The sequence below is a fragment of the Streptomyces sp. NRRL B-1347 genome, from assembly GCF_000720325.1.
Lineage (GTDB): Bacteria > Actinomycetota > Actinomycetes > Streptomycetales > Streptomycetaceae > Streptomyces.
In genome coordinates this window covers 84,176-101,305 of record NZ_JOJM01000027.1, presented here as the reverse complement: position 1 = coordinate 101,305, position 17,130 = coordinate 84,176, and the positions used below count along the sequence as shown (strand labels likewise).

The 17,130-nt window shown below is 71.3% G+C and carries 10 protein-coding genes; 7 read left to right on the top strand and 3 right to left on the bottom strand.

Annotated features, from left to right (window positions below; all coding sequences use genetic code 11):
* Positions 1 to 80 precede the first annotated feature (80 nt).
* Both IG74_RS0123055 and hflX read left to right on the top strand, forming a co-directional pair.
* Positions 81 to 1,631 carry a M1 family metallopeptidase gene (locus IG74_RS0123055; protein WP_030680497.1) on the top strand — a complete coding sequence of 517 codons (1,551 nt, stop codon included), beginning with the start codon at positions 81 to 83 and terminating at the stop codon, positions 1,629 to 1,631.
* A 311-nt stretch (positions 1,632 to 1,942) separates the two neighbouring features.
* Complete coding sequence (gene hflX, locus IG74_RS0123050; RefSeq protein WP_030680494.1) at positions 1,943 to 3,430, top strand: GTPase HflX; 1,488 nt, start codon at positions 1,943 to 1,945, stop codon at positions 3,428 to 3,430.
* Between the two features lie 212 nt (positions 3,431 to 3,642).
* Here the strand turns inward: hflX and IG74_RS0123045 are convergent, their stop codons facing one another.
* Both IG74_RS0123045 and IG74_RS0123040 read right to left on the bottom strand, forming a co-directional pair.
* Positions 3,643 to 4,857, bottom strand: coding sequence for a trypsin-like serine peptidase (locus IG74_RS0123045; RefSeq protein ID WP_030680492.1), 1,215 nt, complete (start codon positions 4,855 to 4,857; stop codon positions 3,643 to 3,645).
* A gap of 378 nt (positions 4,858 to 5,235) precedes the next feature.
* On the bottom strand, positions 5,236 to 6,465 hold the full coding sequence (locus IG74_RS0123040; RefSeq protein WP_030680489.1) for a trypsin-like serine peptidase: 1,230 nt from the start codon (positions 6,463 to 6,465) through the stop codon (positions 5,236 to 5,238).
* 397 nt (positions 6,466 to 6,862) lie between these two features.
* Between IG74_RS0123040 and IG74_RS0123030 the strand changes: the two genes are divergently transcribed.
* The 5 genes from IG74_RS0123030 (at position 6,863) to IG74_RS0123010 (ending at position 15,934) form a co-directional block, all read left to right on the top strand.
* Positions 6,863 to 8,509 (top strand): diaminobutyrate--2-oxoglutarate transaminase family protein, encoded by a 1,647-nt coding sequence (locus IG74_RS0123030; protein WP_420709932.1) that lies wholly within the window; start codon positions 6,863 to 6,865, stop codon positions 8,507 to 8,509.
* 159 nt (positions 8,510 to 8,668) lie between these two features.
* Positions 8,669 to 10,954, top strand: coding sequence for an IucA/IucC family protein (locus IG74_RS0123025; protein WP_030680484.1), 2,286 nt, complete (start codon positions 8,669 to 8,671; stop codon positions 10,952 to 10,954).
* A 104-nt stretch (positions 10,955 to 11,058) separates the two neighbouring features.
* Positions 11,059 to 11,844 (top strand): GNAT family N-acetyltransferase, encoded by a 786-nt coding sequence (locus tag IG74_RS0123020; protein WP_030680479.1) that lies wholly within the window; start codon positions 11,059 to 11,061, stop codon positions 11,842 to 11,844.
* A gap of 105 nt (positions 11,845 to 11,949) precedes the next feature.
* The gene (locus IG74_RS0123015) at positions 11,950 to 13,923 is read left to right on the top strand and encodes an IucA/IucC family protein (RefSeq protein WP_030680476.1); all 1,974 of its coding nucleotides are present in this window, start codon (positions 11,950 to 11,952) and stop codon (positions 13,921 to 13,923) included.
* Between the two features lie 40 nt (positions 13,924 to 13,963).
* Positions 13,964 to 15,934 carry an ATP-dependent DNA helicase gene (locus tag IG74_RS0123010; protein ID WP_030680475.1) on the top strand — a complete coding sequence of 657 codons (1,971 nt, stop codon included), beginning with the start codon at positions 13,964 to 13,966 and terminating at the stop codon, positions 15,932 to 15,934.
* A 284-nt stretch (positions 15,935 to 16,218) separates the two neighbouring features.
* Here IG74_RS0123010 and lexA read toward each other — a convergent pair whose 3' ends face one another.
* Entirely contained in the window at positions 16,219 to 17,004 is a 786-nt protein-coding gene (gene lexA / locus IG74_RS0123005; RefSeq protein WP_030680474.1) for a transcriptional repressor LexA, read from the bottom strand.
* Between the last annotated feature and the right edge of the window lie 126 nt (positions 17,005 to 17,130).

Sequence of the window (17,130 nt, the reverse complement as noted above, 5' to 3'; positions counted from 1 at the left end):
GCCACCCCCGCCCCGACTCGTTCGAGTGGCCCGGCGCGCGTCAGCACGGCACGGAAGGTGTGCGCTGATAGCGGTAGTTCATGCTGCTCACCCCACGCCCCAAGGCCCCGAGGACCAAGGCCGTGCGGCCCACGTCCGTCCGCGTCGCCATCGCCCTCCTGGCGACCGCCGCCTCCGCCGCCCTGCTCGCCGCGAGCGTTCCGCAGCCGGCCGCACCGCTCGGCATCGGCGACCGGCTCTTCCCGCACCTCGGCAACCCGGGATACGACGTCCTGGAGTACGACATCGCCTTCACGTACGGGGGCGACAACGCCAAGCCGCTCGACACCGTCACGAAGATCGACGCCCGCGCGACCGCCCCGCTGGAGCGGATCAACCTCGACTTCTCGCAGGGCGAAGTCCGCTCCGTCGCCGTCAACGGCGCGCCCGCCACCTTCGACAGCAGCGGCGAAGACCTCGTCGTCACCCCCCACGCGCGCGTGGAGCGCGGTCAGCGCATGCAGGTCACGGTCCACCACACCAGCCACCCCGTCGGCGGCAAGGAGGAGGGCGGCTGGGTGCGCACCGCCGACGGTCTCGCCATGGCCAACCAGGCCGACGCCGCGCACCGCGTCTTCCCCTGCAACGACCACCCCGCCGACAAGGCGCAGTTCACCTTCCGCGTCACCGCCCCCAAGGCGCTCACCGTCGTCGCCAACGGCCTCCCGGTGGCCACGGAGCGTGCCGGGGCCACCACCACGTGGGCGTACCGCACCGAACACCCCATGGCCACCGAACTGGCACAGGTCTCCATCGGCCGCTCCACGGTGCTGCACCGCACCGGCCCGCGCGGCCTCCCCGTACGAGACGTCGTACCGACCAAGGGCCACGAGAAGCTGCAACGGTGGCTCAAGAAGACGCCCGGCCAGATCGCGTGGATGGAGGGCAAGGTCGGCCGCTACCCGTTCGAGAACTACGGGGTGCTCGTCGCCGACGCCCAGACCGGCTTCGCCCTGGAGACGCAGACGCTCTCGCTCTTCGAGAAGCAGCTGTTCACGCGGCCGGAGTTCCCCGAGTGGTACGTGGACACGATCATGGTCCACGAACTGGCGCACCAGTGGTTCGGCGACAGCGTCAGCCCGCGCACCTGGTCCGACCTGTGGCTCAACGAAGGGCACGCCACCTGGTACGAGGCCCTGTACGGCGAGGAGAAGTCGGGGCACGAGCTGCGGACGCGGATGCGCGAGGCCTACCGGTACTCGGACCAGTGGCGCGCCACGGGCGGCCCGCCCGCCGCGCCCAAGGCGCCCAAGCCGGGGGAGAAGATCAGCCTCTTCCGTCCTGTCGTGTACGACGGCAGCGCGCTCGTGCTCTACGCGCTGCGCCAGGAGATCGGGCGGTCCGCCTTCGAGAGCGTGGAGCGCGCCTGGGTGCGCGCCCACCGCGACGGGAACGCGACCACCGCCGACTTCACGCGCCTGGCCTCCCACGTCTCGGGCCGGGACCTGCGCGAGTTCTTCGCCGCCTGGCTGTACGGCACGAAGACGCCGCCGATGCCGGGGCACCCGGACTGGACGTCGGAGGCACCGGGCAAGAAGCAGCCCGGCCGGGCAGGCGGCGACCGGGGAGCCCTGGGGCACACCCACCACTGATCAAGCTTCCGAGTCGCCTGCACTGCCGCGTTTCACCAGGTGACGGACCTGGCAATAACCCAGGTGACGAGACGGGCCGTCCCGTGCAACCATCTTCAGGTCGACGGCGCGGCCCGTCCGGGATGTCCCCTCAGGGAGATCTCAGGGGCGGTTCCGCCCGGTCCGGGGAATCCCGGGGCGGTCGTGTGCGTTGTCGAACATGACGGGTGGCGCCGTCGCAGGCGAGGCACTGTCGCACCCAGGGTGCGACAGGGGACGGTCGACGTCCCCGAGAGGCCCCGCACCGGATTCCCATCGACGTAAAGGACCCAATGACCTCCTCTTCTTCCTCCCAGGACGCACAGAGCTTCGTGCAGAACTACCCCGAAGGTCTTCGGGCCGATGCCCTGATGGAAGAGGACGTCGCCTGGAGCCACGAGATCGACGGAGCGCGGGACGGCGAGCAGCTGGACCGTGCCGAGCGCGCGGCCCTGCGCCGCGTCGCGGGCCTCTCCACCGAGCTCGAGGACGTCACCGAAGTCGAGTACCGACAGCTCCGCCTGGAGCGCGTGGTCCTCGTCGGCGTCTGGACCTCCGGGACGGTTCAGGACGCGGAGAACTCCCTCGCCGAGCTGGCGGCCCTCGCCGAGACGGCGGGCGCGCTCGTGCTCGACGGCGTCGTGCAGCGCCGCGACAAGCCGGACCCGGCCACGTACATCGGCTCCGGCAAGGCCCTGGAGCTGCGTGACATCGTGCTCGAAACCGGCGCCGACACGGTCGTCTGCGACGGTGAGCTGAGCCCCGGCCAGCTGATCCACCTCGAAGACGTCGTCAAGGTCAAGGTGATCGACCGGACCGCCCTGATCCTCGACATCTTCGCCCAGCACGCCAAGTCCCGAGAGGGCAAGGCCCAGGTCGCCCTGGCCCAGATGCAGTACATGCTGCCGAGGCTGCGCGGCTGGGGTCAGTCGCTGTCCCGGCAGATGGGCGGCGGCAAGGGCGGCGGCCTCGCCACCCGTGGCCCCGGTGAGACCAAGATCGAGACGGACCGGCGACGGATCCGCGAGAAGATGGCGAAGATGCGCCGTGAGATCGCGGAGATGAAGACGGGCCGCGAGATCAAGCGCCAGGAGCGCAAGCGCAACAAGGTGCCCTCGGTCGCCATCGCCGGATATACGAACGCGGGCAAGTCCTCGCTGCTCAACCGCCTCACGGGCGCGGGCGTCCTGGTGGAGAACGCGCTGTTCGCCACCCTCGACCCCACCGTCCGCAGGGCCGAGACGCCGAGCGGCCGCCTGTACACCCTGGCGGACACGGTCGGTTTCGTCCGGCACCTGCCGCACCACCTGGTGGAGGCGTTCCGCTCCACGATGGAGGAGGTCGGCGAGTCCGACCTGATCCTCCACGTGGTCGACGGCTCGCACCCCGCCCCCGAGGAGCAGCTCGCCGCCGTGCGCGAGGTGATCCGCGAGGTCGGCGCGACGGACGTCCCCGAGATCGTGGTGATCAACAAGGCGGACGCCGCCGATCCGCTGACCCTCCAGCGGCTGCTGCGCACGCAGCGGCACGCGATCGCGGTCTCCGCACGCACCGGAGCGGGCATCGAAGAGCTGCTCGGCCTCATCGACGCCGAGCTGCCGCGGCCCGAGGTCGAGATCGAGGCCCTCGTGCCGTACACCCACGGCAAGCTCGTCGCGCGCGCCCACGCCGACGGCGAGGTGCTCTCCGAGGAGCACACCGCCGAGGGCACGCTGCTCAAGGCCCGGGTGCACGAGGAGCTGGCGGCGGAGCTGGCGCCGTTCGTCCCGGCGACGCACTGACGCCGACGCGGCTCGCGCAAGCAGAAGGCGGAGGCCCCGCCCCCTCACGAGGGGGCGGGGCCTCCGCCTTGCCGGGCGGCCGTCGCGTGGCGCCGCTCGGGCCGGGGCGGTCACGGGACTCGTGCCGTGAGGGGCACTCGGGCACTCACGGCATGCCCGCGATGAACCCGTGAACGGCACTCACGGCATCCCCGCAGTGATCCCGCGGAGGATCACTGCGCCCCGTACTTCTCGCTCATCATGTCGAAGACCTGCTTGGCGCCGGAGCCCAGCTGCGGGCCTGCCAGCCAGGTGTTCTCCGCCGGGCCGATCGAGGTGTTGGACACCAGCTTGGTCTCGCCGCCGTCCGCCCTGCGGAACCAGCCGCCGCCGGACGAGCCACCGGTCATCGTGCAGCCGATGCGGTACATCGTCGGCTGCGCCGGGTCCAGCGACAGACGGCCCGGCTTGCCGATGCACTTGTGCATGGTCAGGCCGTTGAACGGGGGCGCGGCCGGGTAGCCCCAGGCGCCCATGGAGCCCACGCTCTGCGCGGACGGAGTCGAGAAGTCGACATCCAGTGCGTTGCCGACCGTCTCCTCCAGGGACTTGCTGCCCTGCTGCGGCTTCACGTGCATCACGGCGTAGTCGTACGGCGCACCGGCACCGCCCGACGCGGCGCCCTGGTCGATCCACTCACCGGAGGTCGACACCCAGTCCGCCCACCACTGGCCGTACGGGGAGACCTCCTGCGGGGCGGCGTTGCCCAGCTCCGCCTCGGACTTGCCCAGGTCGTTGTAGGCGGGCACGAAGGTGATGTTGCGGTACCAGCCGCCCTTCGAGCCCGCGTGCACGCAGTGGCCCGCGGTCCACACGAGGTTGGACTTGCCCGGGTTGCGCGGATCCTTCACGACCGTGCCCGAGCAGACCATCGAGCCCTCGGGGGAGTCGAAGAAGATCTTCCCGACGGGCGCGGCGTGCTCGTGGTACGGCGTCTTCTCGGGCTCCGCCCGGACGGGCTCGGGCTCGGGGTCGGTCGCGCCCTGGTCGGCGGCCGCGTCCTTCGCCGCGATCGTCTTGTTCGGGTCCTTGGCCTTGCGCATGCGCTCGGGCTTCCACAGGTCCTCTATGACCGGGTTGACGAAGTCCTTGGCCTCGCGCAGCCAGTCGTCCTTGCTCCAGTCCTTCCAGGCACCGTCCTTCCACTTGTCCGGATCGATGCCGTGCTCCTTGAGCCGGTCGGTGAGGTCGGAGGGCAGCCCGCCGCCACCCGAGTCGGACCCCTTGTCGGCACCTTGCGAGGTGCCGGAGTCGGCCTTGTCGCTCGCCTTGTCGTCGCCCGGCCCGCAGGCCGTGGCGGTGAGTGCCAGGGCCGCGGCGAGCCCGGTGACGGCGAGCGCGGTACGACGACCGCGGCCGCGCGCGAAGGGCGCACGAATGGAACGCATGGAGCTGTAACCCCCGTAGGAACGTGTGTTTGCCATGTGCGTGTCAGGCATGGGCGCGGCATCCGCCGCCCGGGCCGACGTGGCCTCCCACTATGCCTGTGCAGTTGGGGACGAACGGCGACGAGGCCGTGAAGGTTTCGCCGTCCCCTCGGCGTACGCCTCGTACGTCTACGTACGCCGACGTATGGATGCGTACGGGTGCGGATGGGTGCGTACGGACGCGTACGCGCACAAAGTGGAGCTCCGAGGCGCGGATGCGCGCCGCGCGCGGATGGCACCGCGCCCCGGTCGCGCGCGGCCGGTGGGTTCCCTCTCGCGAGCGAACCCACCGTGCGCCGCGCGCACTTCCGGAAGCTGCCGACAGCCTGTGAGCTGCTGCTACCGGCCGGCGAACTTCTTGCTGACCGCGTCGTAGATGCCCTTGGCCTCGTCACCCAGGCGCGGGCCCGCCAGCCAGCCGGCCGTCACCGGGCCGATCGACGTGTTCGACACCAGGGCGGGCTTGCCGTCCTTGCCCGCGGCGACCCAGCCACCGCCGGACGAACCGCCGGTCATGGTGCAGCCGATGCGGTACATCGTCGGGTCGGGCTCGCTGATCGACAGCCGGCCCGGCTTGTCCGCGCACTGGAACTGCTCCTGGCCCTCGAACGGCGGCGCCGCCGGGTAGCCCGTCGCCGTCATGTCCTTGATGTCCGGAACGGCCGGAGCGTTGAAGTCCACGGGCAGCGCCGCGCCGACCGTCTCCTCCAGGGACTTGCCCTCGCTGCCCTTCTCCGGCGTCACGTGGATCACCGCGAAGTCGTACGGAGCACCCTTGCCGCCGGTCGGACCGCCCTGCTCGATCCACTGGTCGGAGGTCTGAGCCCAGTCGCCCCACCACACGCCGTACGGAGCGACTTCCTCCTTGGGCGCGCCCTGAAGCTGCGCGGCGGCCTTGCCCTCGTTGTTGTACGAGGGGACGAAGGCGATGTTCCGGTACCAACCGCCCTTGGCGCCCGCGTGGACGCAGTGGCCCGCGGTCCACACCATGTTCGACTTGCCGGGGTTCTTCGGGTCCTTGACGACCGTGGCCGAGCAGACCATCGAGCCCTCGGGGCCGTCGAAGAACAGCTTCCCGGCCGCGGGGACCTGGTCGTGATACGGCGCCTTCACGGACGCCGCCTCGACCGGCTTCGGAGTCGGGTCCGTCACGCCCTGGTCACCGGAGATGTCGTTGTCGTCGACGCCCCGGTCCGGGTTCTTGTCGGCGTCCCGCATGCGGTCCGGGTCCCACAGGCCCTCGATGATCGGATTGACGAAATCGCCCGCCTCGCGGAGCCAGTCGTCCTTGTCCCAGTTGCGCCAGGCGCCGTCCTTCCACTTGTCGATGTCGATGCCGTGCTCCTTGAGCCGGTCCTCGATGTCGCCGGGAAGCTGGATCTTGCCGTCGCCGTCGCCGCTGCCGCCCGGCTGGGACGCGGACGAGTCGTCCTTGTCGTCGCCGGGACCACAGGCCGTCGCCGTCAGGACGAGGGCCGCGCCGAGCGCGACAGCGGCCGCCACGGGGGAGGTTCTGCCGCGCGCGCTTCTCCCACGACGGGCGGTGAAGAGCGGACGTATGGGTCGCATGGTGAGAATCCCCCTGGGCCTCGAATCGTTCAAAATGCCGGACATCGTGGCGTCGTACGCCATTTCGTACGGGCTCTGTTCGTACGAGTTCCGTACGTCTGTCGCAGCAGTGCCGTTCATCACTGGGCATCGCGGTGCTCAGAGGTTCTGAACGCCTTGCTGCTGATGAACGGCACCCCACACTATGCCGGTGCCGTTGGGGACGGCCGACGGAACGGCAACGGTTCCGTCACGGCAAGGATCTTCGGGCAACCCGTGATCCCCCGCACTCGCCGTCGTTGGTACGTACGGGGGACACGCGACACGCGTTCAGCCCTCGCGCCAACTCGCCCGCCGCACCCGGCCGGATGCAACGGGCACCTGCCCAGTCCCAGCGGGAGGACGAACAGCCGTGGCCGTGACCGATCCTGTCCCCGCGGTGGTGTCCGCGGCGCACGAAGGGATTCTGCGCCGTCAGTCGGCGCGCGAGTCCGCCGCGCGCACCTATGCGCGCGCCCTGCCGATCGTGCCCGTCCGCGCGCGGGGGATGACGATCGAGGGCGCCGACGGGCAGCGCTATCTGGACTGCCTCTCCGGCGCGGGCACCCTCGCCCTCGGACACAACCACCCCGTCGTCCTCGAAGCCATCCGCGCGGTCCTCGACTCCGGCGCGCCCCTGCACGTCCTCGACCTGGCCACACCGGTCAAGGACGCCTTCACCACCGAGCTGTTCCGCACCCTTCCGCGCGGCTTCGCGGAGCGCGCACGCGTCCAGTTCTGCGGTCCCGCGGGCACGGACGCGGTGGAGGCGGCCCTGAAACTGGTGCGCGCCGCCACCGGGCGCGAAGGGCTGCTCGCCTTCACCGGCGCGTACCACGGCATGACGGCGGGGGCGCTCGAAGCATCCGGCGGCGCACGGGACGTACGAGTGGCGCGCCTGCCCTATCCGCAGGACTACCGCTGCCCCTTCGGCATCGGCGGTCCCCGCGGCGCCGAACTCGCGGCCCGCTGGACCGAGAGCGTGCTCGACGACTCCAAGTCCGGCGTCCCCGCCCCGGCGGGGATGATCGTCGAACCCGTGCAGGGTGAGGGCGGCGTGCTCCCGGCCCCCGACGCCTGGATGCGCCGGATGCGCGACATCACGGCCGCCCGCGGCATTCCGCTCATCGCGGACGAAGTGCAGACGGGCGTCGGCCGGACCGGCGCCTTCTGGGCCGTCGAGCACAGCGGCGTCACCCCCGACGTCCTCGTCCTCTCCAAGGCCATCGGCGGCAGCCTGCCGCTCGCCGTCGTCGTCTACCGCGACGACCTCGACGTCTGGCCGCCCGGCGCCCACGCGGGCACCTTCCGCGGCAACCAGCTCGCCATGGCGGCGGGCGCGGCGACCCTGGCCTATGTCCGGGAGAACCGCCTCGCCGAACGTGCCGCCGACCTCGGCGCCCGCATGCTCGCCGGGCTGCGCTCCCTGGCCCACGAGCACTCCAGCATCGGCGACGTACGCGGACGCGGCCTCATGCTCGGCGTCGAACTGGTCGACCCGACCGGACGCCAAACCATCCTGCACGGTGGTGAGTTCGACCAGCCGCGGAGTGCCTCCCGAAACGACGACCCGTCTTCGGCGGTGGTGGACGGGCGGACCGAAACCGCGCCCGACTCCGCCGTACGTGACCACCACTCCGGCTCCGCCCGCACGGTCCCCGCCGCACGTCAGGGCGGCCCCCGCGCAGCAGGCGGCCGATCCGCGGGCGCCCGACTTGAAGGCGCTCACCCGCACCCCTCCCAGTCCGACGAGGGCATGGCGGGTGAACACGCCGACCTCCATCAGCGCCCGAGCGACACCGCACACGACCTTCCGCAAAGCCGTCCCCACCCACCGGCCCCCGAACTCGCCGCCGCCGTGCAGCGGGAGTGCCTGCGCCGCGGACTCATCGTCGAACTCGGCGGCCGCCACTCCAGCGTCGTACGGCTCCTGCCTCCCCTCACCATCACCGACGAACAGGCGACCGCCGTCCTCGATCGCCTCGCCGACGCGCTCGCCACAGCGACACGCGCCCAGCACAGGTAGCCACCGCCGCCCACGCCCCACTGCCCGCCGCCCCCTTCCTCGCTGATCACGACGGAACCGGACTGCCCCGGCGGCAGCCGACCGCTTCTCCTGTCCCACCCCCTCGTCCCAGCCCCTGCCCGTCGCCACACGGAGCCCGACACCACGCAAGGAAGCCCCTTGAACGCCACCCCCGCACCCGACGGCCGTCCCCAACCGCACCCTTCAGGCGCCTACGGCACGCAATCCCCGCTGGCTGCGGAGTCCGGCACAGTCCCCCAGCAGAAGGGCAGGACCTACGAGGCCAAGCGCCTGCCGCACCACACCGCCGACCTCCTCGACCACCCCGACCCGCAGGTCGCCGCACAGGCCGCCGCCGTCGAGAACCTGCTGCGCTGCTGGGTGCGGGAGAACGCCATCGCCGCGCCCGACCACGGCTCCCTCCGCATCCCCCTCCACGCCAGCGGCACCGCCCTGCTGGTCCCCGTCGACTACTGGTCCCCGACCGGCTGGCACCGCTTCGGCCTCCCCTACCTGGAGGACGGCCCCGACTCCGCGCCCCCGGTCGACGCGGTCACGGTCGCGGCCCTCCTGACCCGCGAGTCCGCGTCCACGGAGGAAAGCCCGTCCGCCCCCAAGCCCACCGGTGCCCCTCGCGCAGAGCAGGCCGACTCCCCGAGCGGTCAGGAACAGGCAGAGGCAGAGCCGGAGTTGACCCCTCCAGTCGTGTCGGGTGAGGCGTCATCGGCTCCCCAGGCAGCGGGGGTGACGGCGCCCGAGGCGAAGGCGCCCCAGGGCGAGGCAACGGAGAGCAAGGCCCTGGCCCCAGATGCCACGGGCCAGCCGCCCAGCCCTCAGATGCCCACCCGGCAGCCACCTACGGGCCTCCCGGCACCGGACGCGACCGCACCTGCCCCGGCCGGAGCCCTCGCTGGATCAAACCCAGCCACCGGCGGAACCGCGACGCCCGACGTACCCAGGACGTCCTCGCCCGCAGCCCAAGAGTCCGCAGACGGCGCCGAACTCGTCGCCCGCGTCGCCGACTCCGTCCGCCGCACCGCCGACTTCCTCGCCGGCCGCCGGGAGAACCTGGACGACACCCCCGACCGCTTCCTCGCCGCCGAACAATCCCTCCTTCTCGGTCACCCCCTGCACCCGACCCCGAAGAGCCGCGAGGGCCTCTCCAGTACCGAATCCCGGCTCTACTCACCGGAGTTGCGCGGCTCCTTCCCACTGCACTGGCTGGCGGTCGACCCCTCCGTCCTGGCCATGGCCTCGGCCTGGACCGAGCGGGGCCGCACCGTCCCGGCCGACCGGCTCACCGCACGCCTGGCCGGTCCCGGTCTGGCACCGCCGGACGGCCACGCCCTGCTCCCCGTGCACCCCTGGCAGATGCGGGAACTCAAGCACCGCCCCGAAGCCGCCGAGCTCCTGGCCGCCGGACTCCTCAAGGACTGCGGCCCGCACGGTGCGCCCTGGAGCCCCACCTCCTCCGTACGCACCCTCTACCGGTCCGGCGCCCCGGCCATGCTGAAGCTGTCGCTGGGCCTGCGCATCACCAACTCCCGTCGTGAGAACCTCCACAAAGAACTCCACCGCGGCGTCGAGGTCCACCGACTGCTGCGCAGCGGCCTCGGCGAACAGTGGCAGGCCGTCCACCCCGGCTTCGACGTGATCCGCGACCCGGCCTGGCTGGCCGTCACCGGAGCCGACGGCAACCCCGTCGCCGGGCTCGACGTCATGATCCGGCACAACCCCTTCGGCCCCACCGACGACGCCACCTGCATCGCCGGCCTCGTCTCGCCCCGGCCCACCGACCAGCTCAGCGGCCAGGACCGGCCGCCGCTGCGCTCCCGGCTCGCCGAGATCATCACCCGCCTCGCCGGGCACACCGGCCGACCCCGCGGAGCCGTGGCCACGGAGTGGTTCCTGCGCTACCTCGAAAGCGTCGTACGCCCCGTGCTGTGGCTGGACAGCGAGGCAGGCGTCGCCCTGGAAGCCCACCAGCAGAACACCCTGCTACTGCTCGACTCCGAAGGCTGGCCGACCGGCGGGCGCTACCGGGACAACCAGGGCTACTACTTCCGCGAATCCCACCGCGCCGAGCTGGAGAAGCGCCTCCCCGGCATCGGGCAGCACAGCGACACCTTCGTCTCCGACGCGGTGACCGACGAGCGCTTCGCCTACTACCTCGGCATCAACAACGTCCTCGGCCTCATCGGAGCCCTCGGGTCCCAACGCCTCGCTGACGAACGCCTGTTGCTCGCCGCCTTCCGACGCTTCCTCACCGACGCGGCCTCAGGACCCGGCCGACTGCGCACCCCCCTGCCCGCCCGACTGCTCGACTCACCCGTCCTGCGCTGCAAGGCCAACCTGCTGACCCGGCTGCACGGCCTCGACGAACTGGTCGGACCCGTCGACACCCAATCCGTCTACGTCACCATCGCCAACCCTCTCCACATGTGAACCTCCACTTCGCCATCGCCCCTGCCCCCTGCCCGTCATGACCCACCCCTGAGGACCACACCCGGCCCCCACTGAACCCGCCCCCTGCCGAGAGGAGCGACGTCGTGCCTCCCACCGACGCGAGCACTGACGCCGGAACCGGGCCCGCCACCGCGGGCGCGACGGACTTCGAAGAGACCCTCGACCTGCGGCTGACCGACGAACTCGGCACGCTGACCACCCAGAGCGACGGGCAGGCGGTCCGCGCGGCAACCGGCACCGGCGGCGACGCACTCCCGGCGGCAGGTGGGGGCGACGGGGCGGGCACCCCGGCACCAGCGGACCTCCTCGACCACATCGCAGCCTGGAGCCCGAAAGGCACCGACACCGGCACCTTCCAACTCGTGCCCGTCCGAACCGAAGACGACCTGACGCTCATCAGCCGGTGGATGAACGACCCAGCCGTCGCCGCGTTCTGGGAACTCGCCGGACCCCTGTCCGTCACAGAGGCGCACCTACGTGCCCAGTTCGACGGGGACGGACGCAGCGTCCCGTGCCTCGGTGTCCTCGAAGGCACCCCCATGAGCTATTGGGAGATCTACCGTGCCGACCTCGATCCACTGGCACGCCACTACCCAGCCCGCCCGCACGACACCGGAATTCACCTCCTGATCGGTAGCGTCGCCGACCGCGGCCGAGGACTCGGCAGCGCCTTGATCAGAGCCGTCGCCGATCTCGTACTCGACCACCGCCCCTCCTGCGCACGTGTCGTAGCTGAACCGGACCTGCGCAACACCCCCTCCGTCTCCGCCTTTCTCAGCGCCGGCTTCCGCTTCGCTGCCGAGGTCGACCTGCCCGACAAGCGGGCCGCGCTGATGATCCGTGACCGGGCCCTGCGCGACCTGCTCTGACCTGCTCACACCGACTCACTGACCCTGCTCACAGCGACTCACCGCGACCTGCTCACTTCTCATACACCGCTCGACCCGATCCGGTTCCCTCCCAGAGGAGTCCCCGTGCCGAATCCCTCAGGCCCCCACAAACGCCACGACACCGCCGCGCTCTACGACCCGCCCGAGCTGACACAGGAACGCTGGGAGCAAGCAGGCCGACGGCTGCTCGCCAAGATCATCAGCGAGTTCGCGTACGAGGAGATCATTCAGCCCGTTCCCGCAGACGGGCAGCCTGTTCCCGCAGACGGGCAGCCCGTTTCCGCAGACGGGCAGCTCGTTTCCGCAGACGGGCAGCTCGGTCTCTCAGATGGGCAGCCCGGCCTCGCAGGCGGGCAGCCCGTTTCCGCGGACGAGGACTCGGGGGCGTACCACCTCCACCTCGACGAACTCCCCGCGGGCGAGCAGCCCCGCCCCCTCCTCACCTTCCGCGCCCGGCGCGGCGCCTACGGCAACTGGCGCGTGGACCCGGCCAGCCTTGCCCTCGCCGAAGGCGCCGACCGGCCCCGGCCGCTGACCGACCCGCTGCGGTTCCTGACCGCCGCGCGCCGCACCCTCGGCCTGGACGGCGCCACGCTCGGCCACCTCATCCGTGAACTGACGATCACCCTCAGCGCGGACACCCGCCTCGACCACGGCGCGCTGAGCGCGGCCGAGCTGGCCGACCTCGGATACGCGGAACTCGAAGGCCACCAGACCGGCCACCCCTGGCTCGTCCTCAACAAGGGCCGCATCGGGTTCTCCGCGACCGACGCCCGGCACTGGGCACCCGAGGCCTGCACCAGCGCGTCGATCCCCTGGATCGCGGTCCACACCAGCCTCGCCACCTACCGGGGCGTGACCGGCCTGGACACCTCCGACAAGCTCTACGCCCGCGAACTCACCCCTGCCACAGAGGAGTCCTACGCCGCCATACTCCGCGCTCGGGGGCTCGATCCGGAGGAGTACCTCTACCTGCCGGTGCACCCCTGGCAGTGGGACGACGTCGTGCTGCCCCTCTTCGCCCCGTCCGTCGCCGCCGGAAAGGTCGTCCCGCTGCCGACCGACGGCGACCTGCGCCTGCCCCAGCAGTCCATCCGTACGTTCCTGAACACCACGCACCCCGACCGGCACACCATCAAGCTGCCACTGTCGGTCCTCAACACCCTGGTGTGGCGTGGTCTGCCCACGGAGCGCACCCTCGCCGCCCCGGCCGTCACCTCCTGGGTGCACGCCTTGCGCGACACCGACCCGTTCCTGCGCGACGAGTGCCGAGTCATCCTCCTCGGAGAGGTCGCATCCGTAGCGGTCGAGCACCCCGTATACGACTCGCTGCCGGAAGTTCCCTATCAGTACAAGGAACTGCTGGGAGCCATCTGGCGCGAGCCCCTCACGCGCTACCTCGCGCCGGGGGAGCGCGCCCGTACTCTCGCCTGTCTGCTGCACACCGACCCGCAGGGGCGTGCTGTCGTCGCCGAACTCGTCGAGCGCTCCGGCCTTGCACCGACCGTCTGGCTGAACCACTTGTTCGCGGCGCTCCTGCCGCCTCTGCTGCAGTTCCTCTACCGGTACGGCACGGTGTTCTCGCCCCACGGTGAGAACGCCATCGTCGTTTTCGACGACAGTGACGTCCCGGTACGGCTCGCGGTGAAGGACTTCGTAGACGACGTGAACGTCAGTGCCAAGCGCGTGCCGGAGCACGACTCCATGCCTCCCGCCGTACGCGACATCCTGCTGACCGAGCCCCCCGCCTTCCTCACCCAGTTCATCCATGCCGGGCTCTTCGTCGGCGTCTTCCGCTATCTGGCACCGCTGTGCGAGGAACAACTGGGTGTCACCGAATCCGATTTCTGGGCCCTCGTCCGCGCCGAGATCCTGCGCCACCAGGCGCGCGCCCCCGAGCTCAAAGAGCGCTACGAGATGTTCGACCTGCTCACTCCCCGTATCGATCGGCTCTGCCTGAACCGCAACCGACTCCACCTCGACGGCTACCGCGACCGCGCCGAGCGCCCGCACGCCGCCGTTCACGGGACCGTGCCGAACCCGCTCCACCAGCCTTGAGCACGGTGTTGTCAGTGGGGCACCGTAGGGTGGTCGGGCTATGACGAAGCCCTCACTCCCCGAGCTCCTGCACGCCGCCGTCGCCGCCGTCGGAGGCACGGAGCGCCCTGGCCAGGTGACCATGGCCGAGACCGTCGCCGAGGCGATCGACGACGGTTCCCACGCGCTGGTCCAGGCCGGCACCGGCACCGGCAAGTCCCTCGGCTATCTGGTGCCCGCGCTGGCCCACGGGGAGCGGGTCGTCGTCGCGACGGCCACCCTGGCGCTGCAGCGCCAGCTGGTGGAGCGGGACCTGCCGCGGACGGTGGACGCCCTGCATCCGCTGCTGCGCCGCCGCCCCGACTTCGCCATGCTCAAGGGCCGGTCGAACTATCTGTGTCTGCACCGCCTCCACGAAGGCGTGCCGCAGGAGGAGGAAGAGGGCCTCTTCGACCAGTTCGAGGCGGCAGCCCCCACCAGCAAGCTCGGCCGCGACCTGCTGCGCCTGCGGGACTGGGCGGACGAGACCGAGAACGGGGACCGGGACGACCTCACCCCCGGTGTCTCCGACCGCGCCTGGGCCCAGGTGTCGGTCTCCTCCCGGGAGTGCCTGGGCGCCTCCCGCTGCGCGTACGGCCAGGAGTGCTTCGCCGAGGCGGCCCGCGAGCGCGCCAAGCTCGCCGAGGTCGTGGTCACCAACCACGCCCTCCTTGCCATCGACGCGATCGAGGGCGCCCCGGTCCTCCCGCAGCACGAAGTGCTGATCGTGGACGAGGCCCACGAACTGGTCTCCCGCGTGACCGGCGTCGCCACCGGCGAGCTCACTCCGGGACAGGTCAACCGCGCGGTGCGCCGCGCGGCGAAGCTCGTCGACGAGAAGGTCGCGGACCAGCTCCAGACGGCTGCGGAGGGCTTCGAGCGGCTGATGGAGCTGGCGCTGCCCGGCCGCCTGGAGGAGATCCCGGAGGACCTCGGCTATGCGCTGATGGCCCTGCGTGACGCCGCCCGCGCGGTCATCACTGCGCTCGGCACGACCCGCGACAAGTCGGTCCAGGACGAGGACGCCGTCCGCAAGCAGGCCCTGGCCTCCGTGGAGACCATCCACGACGTGGCCGAGCGCATCACGACCGGCTCCGAGTACGACGTCGTCTGGTACGAGCGCCACGACCGCTTCGGCGCCTCCCTGCGGGTGGCGCCCATGTCGGTGTCGGGCCTCCTCAGGGAGAAGCTCTTCACCGACCGCTCGGTGATCCTCACGTCCGCCACCCTCAAGCTCGGCGGCGATTTCAACGGGGTGGGGGCGTCCCTGGGCCTCGCCCCCGAGGGCACCCGGGCCGATGACGCCCCGGTGTGGAAGGGCGTGGACGTCGGCTCGCCCTTCGACTACCGCAAGCAGGGCATCCTGTACGTCGCCCAGCACCTGGCCCGCCCGGGGCGCGACGGCACGCGCGACGACATGCTCGACGAGCTGGCCGAGCTGATCGAGGCCGCGGGCGGGCGCACGCTCGGTCTGTTCTCCTCGATGCGTGCGGCGCAGTCTGCTGCCGAGGAGCTGCGCGGGCGCCTCGACATGCCGATCCTGCTCCAGGGCGAGGAGACCCTGGGCGAGTTGATCAAGAACTTCGCGGCCGACGAGCAGACCTGCCTGTTCGGCACGCTCTCGCTGTGGCAGGGCGTCGACGTGCCGGGCACCAGCTGTCAGCTGGTGGTCATGGACAAGATTCCGTTCCCGCGCCCGGACGATCCGCTGATGAGCGCCCGCCAGAAGGCCGTGGACGAGGCGGGCGGCAATGGCTTCATGGCGGTCGCGGCGACGCATGCCGCTCTGCTGATGGCGCAGGGCGCCGGCCGTCTCGTAAGGGCGTCGGGGGACCGCGGTGTCGTCGCGGTCCTGGACCCGCGCCTCGCCACGGCCCGGTACGGCAGCTATCTGCGGGCGTCGCTTCCGGACTTCTGGTACACCACGGACCGCAATCAGGTGCGCCGCTCACTGGCGGCGATCGCCGCGGTGGCTCAGGAGCAGAGCGAGTAGGCGAGACGAGGGCGCGTAGGCGCGGGCCGCCGCGCCATCAGTCCGCTGTGCCATCGGGCGGCGCCACAAGGCGCTGGGAACTGCCCTTCACGGGCCGGGCCACCCCGGTGCCCGTTGCGTCCCTCCCAGCCCCTTCAGGATGAACCTGGGCGTGCCCTGATCCCCCGCCGGAGTGCCAGGGCACAAGCCCGGAGTGCCCGGGCCCAGAGAGCAGAGCGCCAGGGCACAGAGCAGGGCCCCGGAACCGGCGCAGTGGGTTCCGGGGCCCGGTCGGGGGCACAGGCTCACACCCGGCGGAGGACCGCCACCACCTTGCCGAGGATCGTGGCCTCGTCGCCGGGGATCGGCTGGTACGCGGCGTTGTGCGGCAGCAGCCAGACGTGGCCGTCCTCGCGCTTGAAGCGCTTGACCGTGGCCTCGCCGTCCAGCATCGCGGCGACGATGTCGCCGTTCTCCGCGACGGGCTGGCGGCGGACCGTCACCCAGTCGCCGTCACAGATCGCGGCCTCGATCATGGAGTCGCCGACGACCTTGAGGACGAACAGCTCACCGTCGCCGACGAGCTGCCGGGGGAGGGGGAACACGTCCTCGACGGACTCCTCGGCGAGGATGGGGCCACCCGCGGCGATGCGGCCGACGAGGGGGACGTACGAGGCGGCGGGCTTGCCGGTCGTGTCGGTGGCCTGGGTGCTGGGCTGGTCCGAGCCGCGGACCTCGTACGCGCGCGGGCGGTGCGGGTCGCGGCGCAGGAATCCCTTGCGCTCGAGAGCCATCAGCTGGTGTGCCACCGACGAGGTGCTGGAGAGGCCGACCGCCTGCCCGATCTCCCGCATCGACGGCGGGTAGCCGCGCCGCTGCACCGAGTCCCGGATGACCTCGATCACCCGGCGCTGGCGGTCCGTGAGCCCCGAGCTGTCGGCGCGGATTCCTGGAGGTCGGCCCGGCAGGGAGCGAGTGGGCTTGGGCCCCTCCTGGTTCGTGGCTGCGTCATTCATGGCATGCACCGGCTCGAATCGGCTCCGGGAGCGGTCCTGGGCACTGATAGTGGCGCTGTCTGCGGTGGTGGTCACGTCGGTCGGCCCCTCTCGAGATGTTCTCCCTAGTTAGCCAACGGTAGTTGCTTTCGAAAGGTTGCGCCAAACACACGTTCGAGTGAAAAAACGCAGATTGCCTGCCGTGATCATGTGTCCGGGTGT

What these genes read in the sequence shown, in the direction of transcription:
- IG74_RS0123055 (WP_030680497.1), top strand. Translation starts at nt 81, where the DNA reads ATGCTGCTCACCCCACGCCCCAAGGCCCCGAGGACCAAGGCCGTGCGG.
- IG74_RS0123040 (WP_030680489.1), bottom strand. Translation starts at nt 6,465, where the DNA reads ATGCGACCCATACGTCCGCTCTTCACCGCCCGTCGTGGGAGAAGCGCG.
- IG74_RS0123045 (WP_030680492.1), bottom strand. Translation starts at nt 4,857, where the DNA reads ATGCGTTCCATTCGTGCGCCCTTCGCGCGCGGCCGCGGTCGTCGTACC.
- IG74_RS0123010 (WP_030680475.1), top strand. Translation starts at nt 13,964, where the DNA reads ATGACGAAGCCCTCACTCCCCGAGCTCCTGCACGCCGCCGTCGCCGCC.
- hflX (WP_030680494.1), top strand. Translation starts at nt 1,943, where the DNA reads ATGACCTCCTCTTCTTCCTCCCAGGACGCACAGAGCTTCGTGCAGAAC.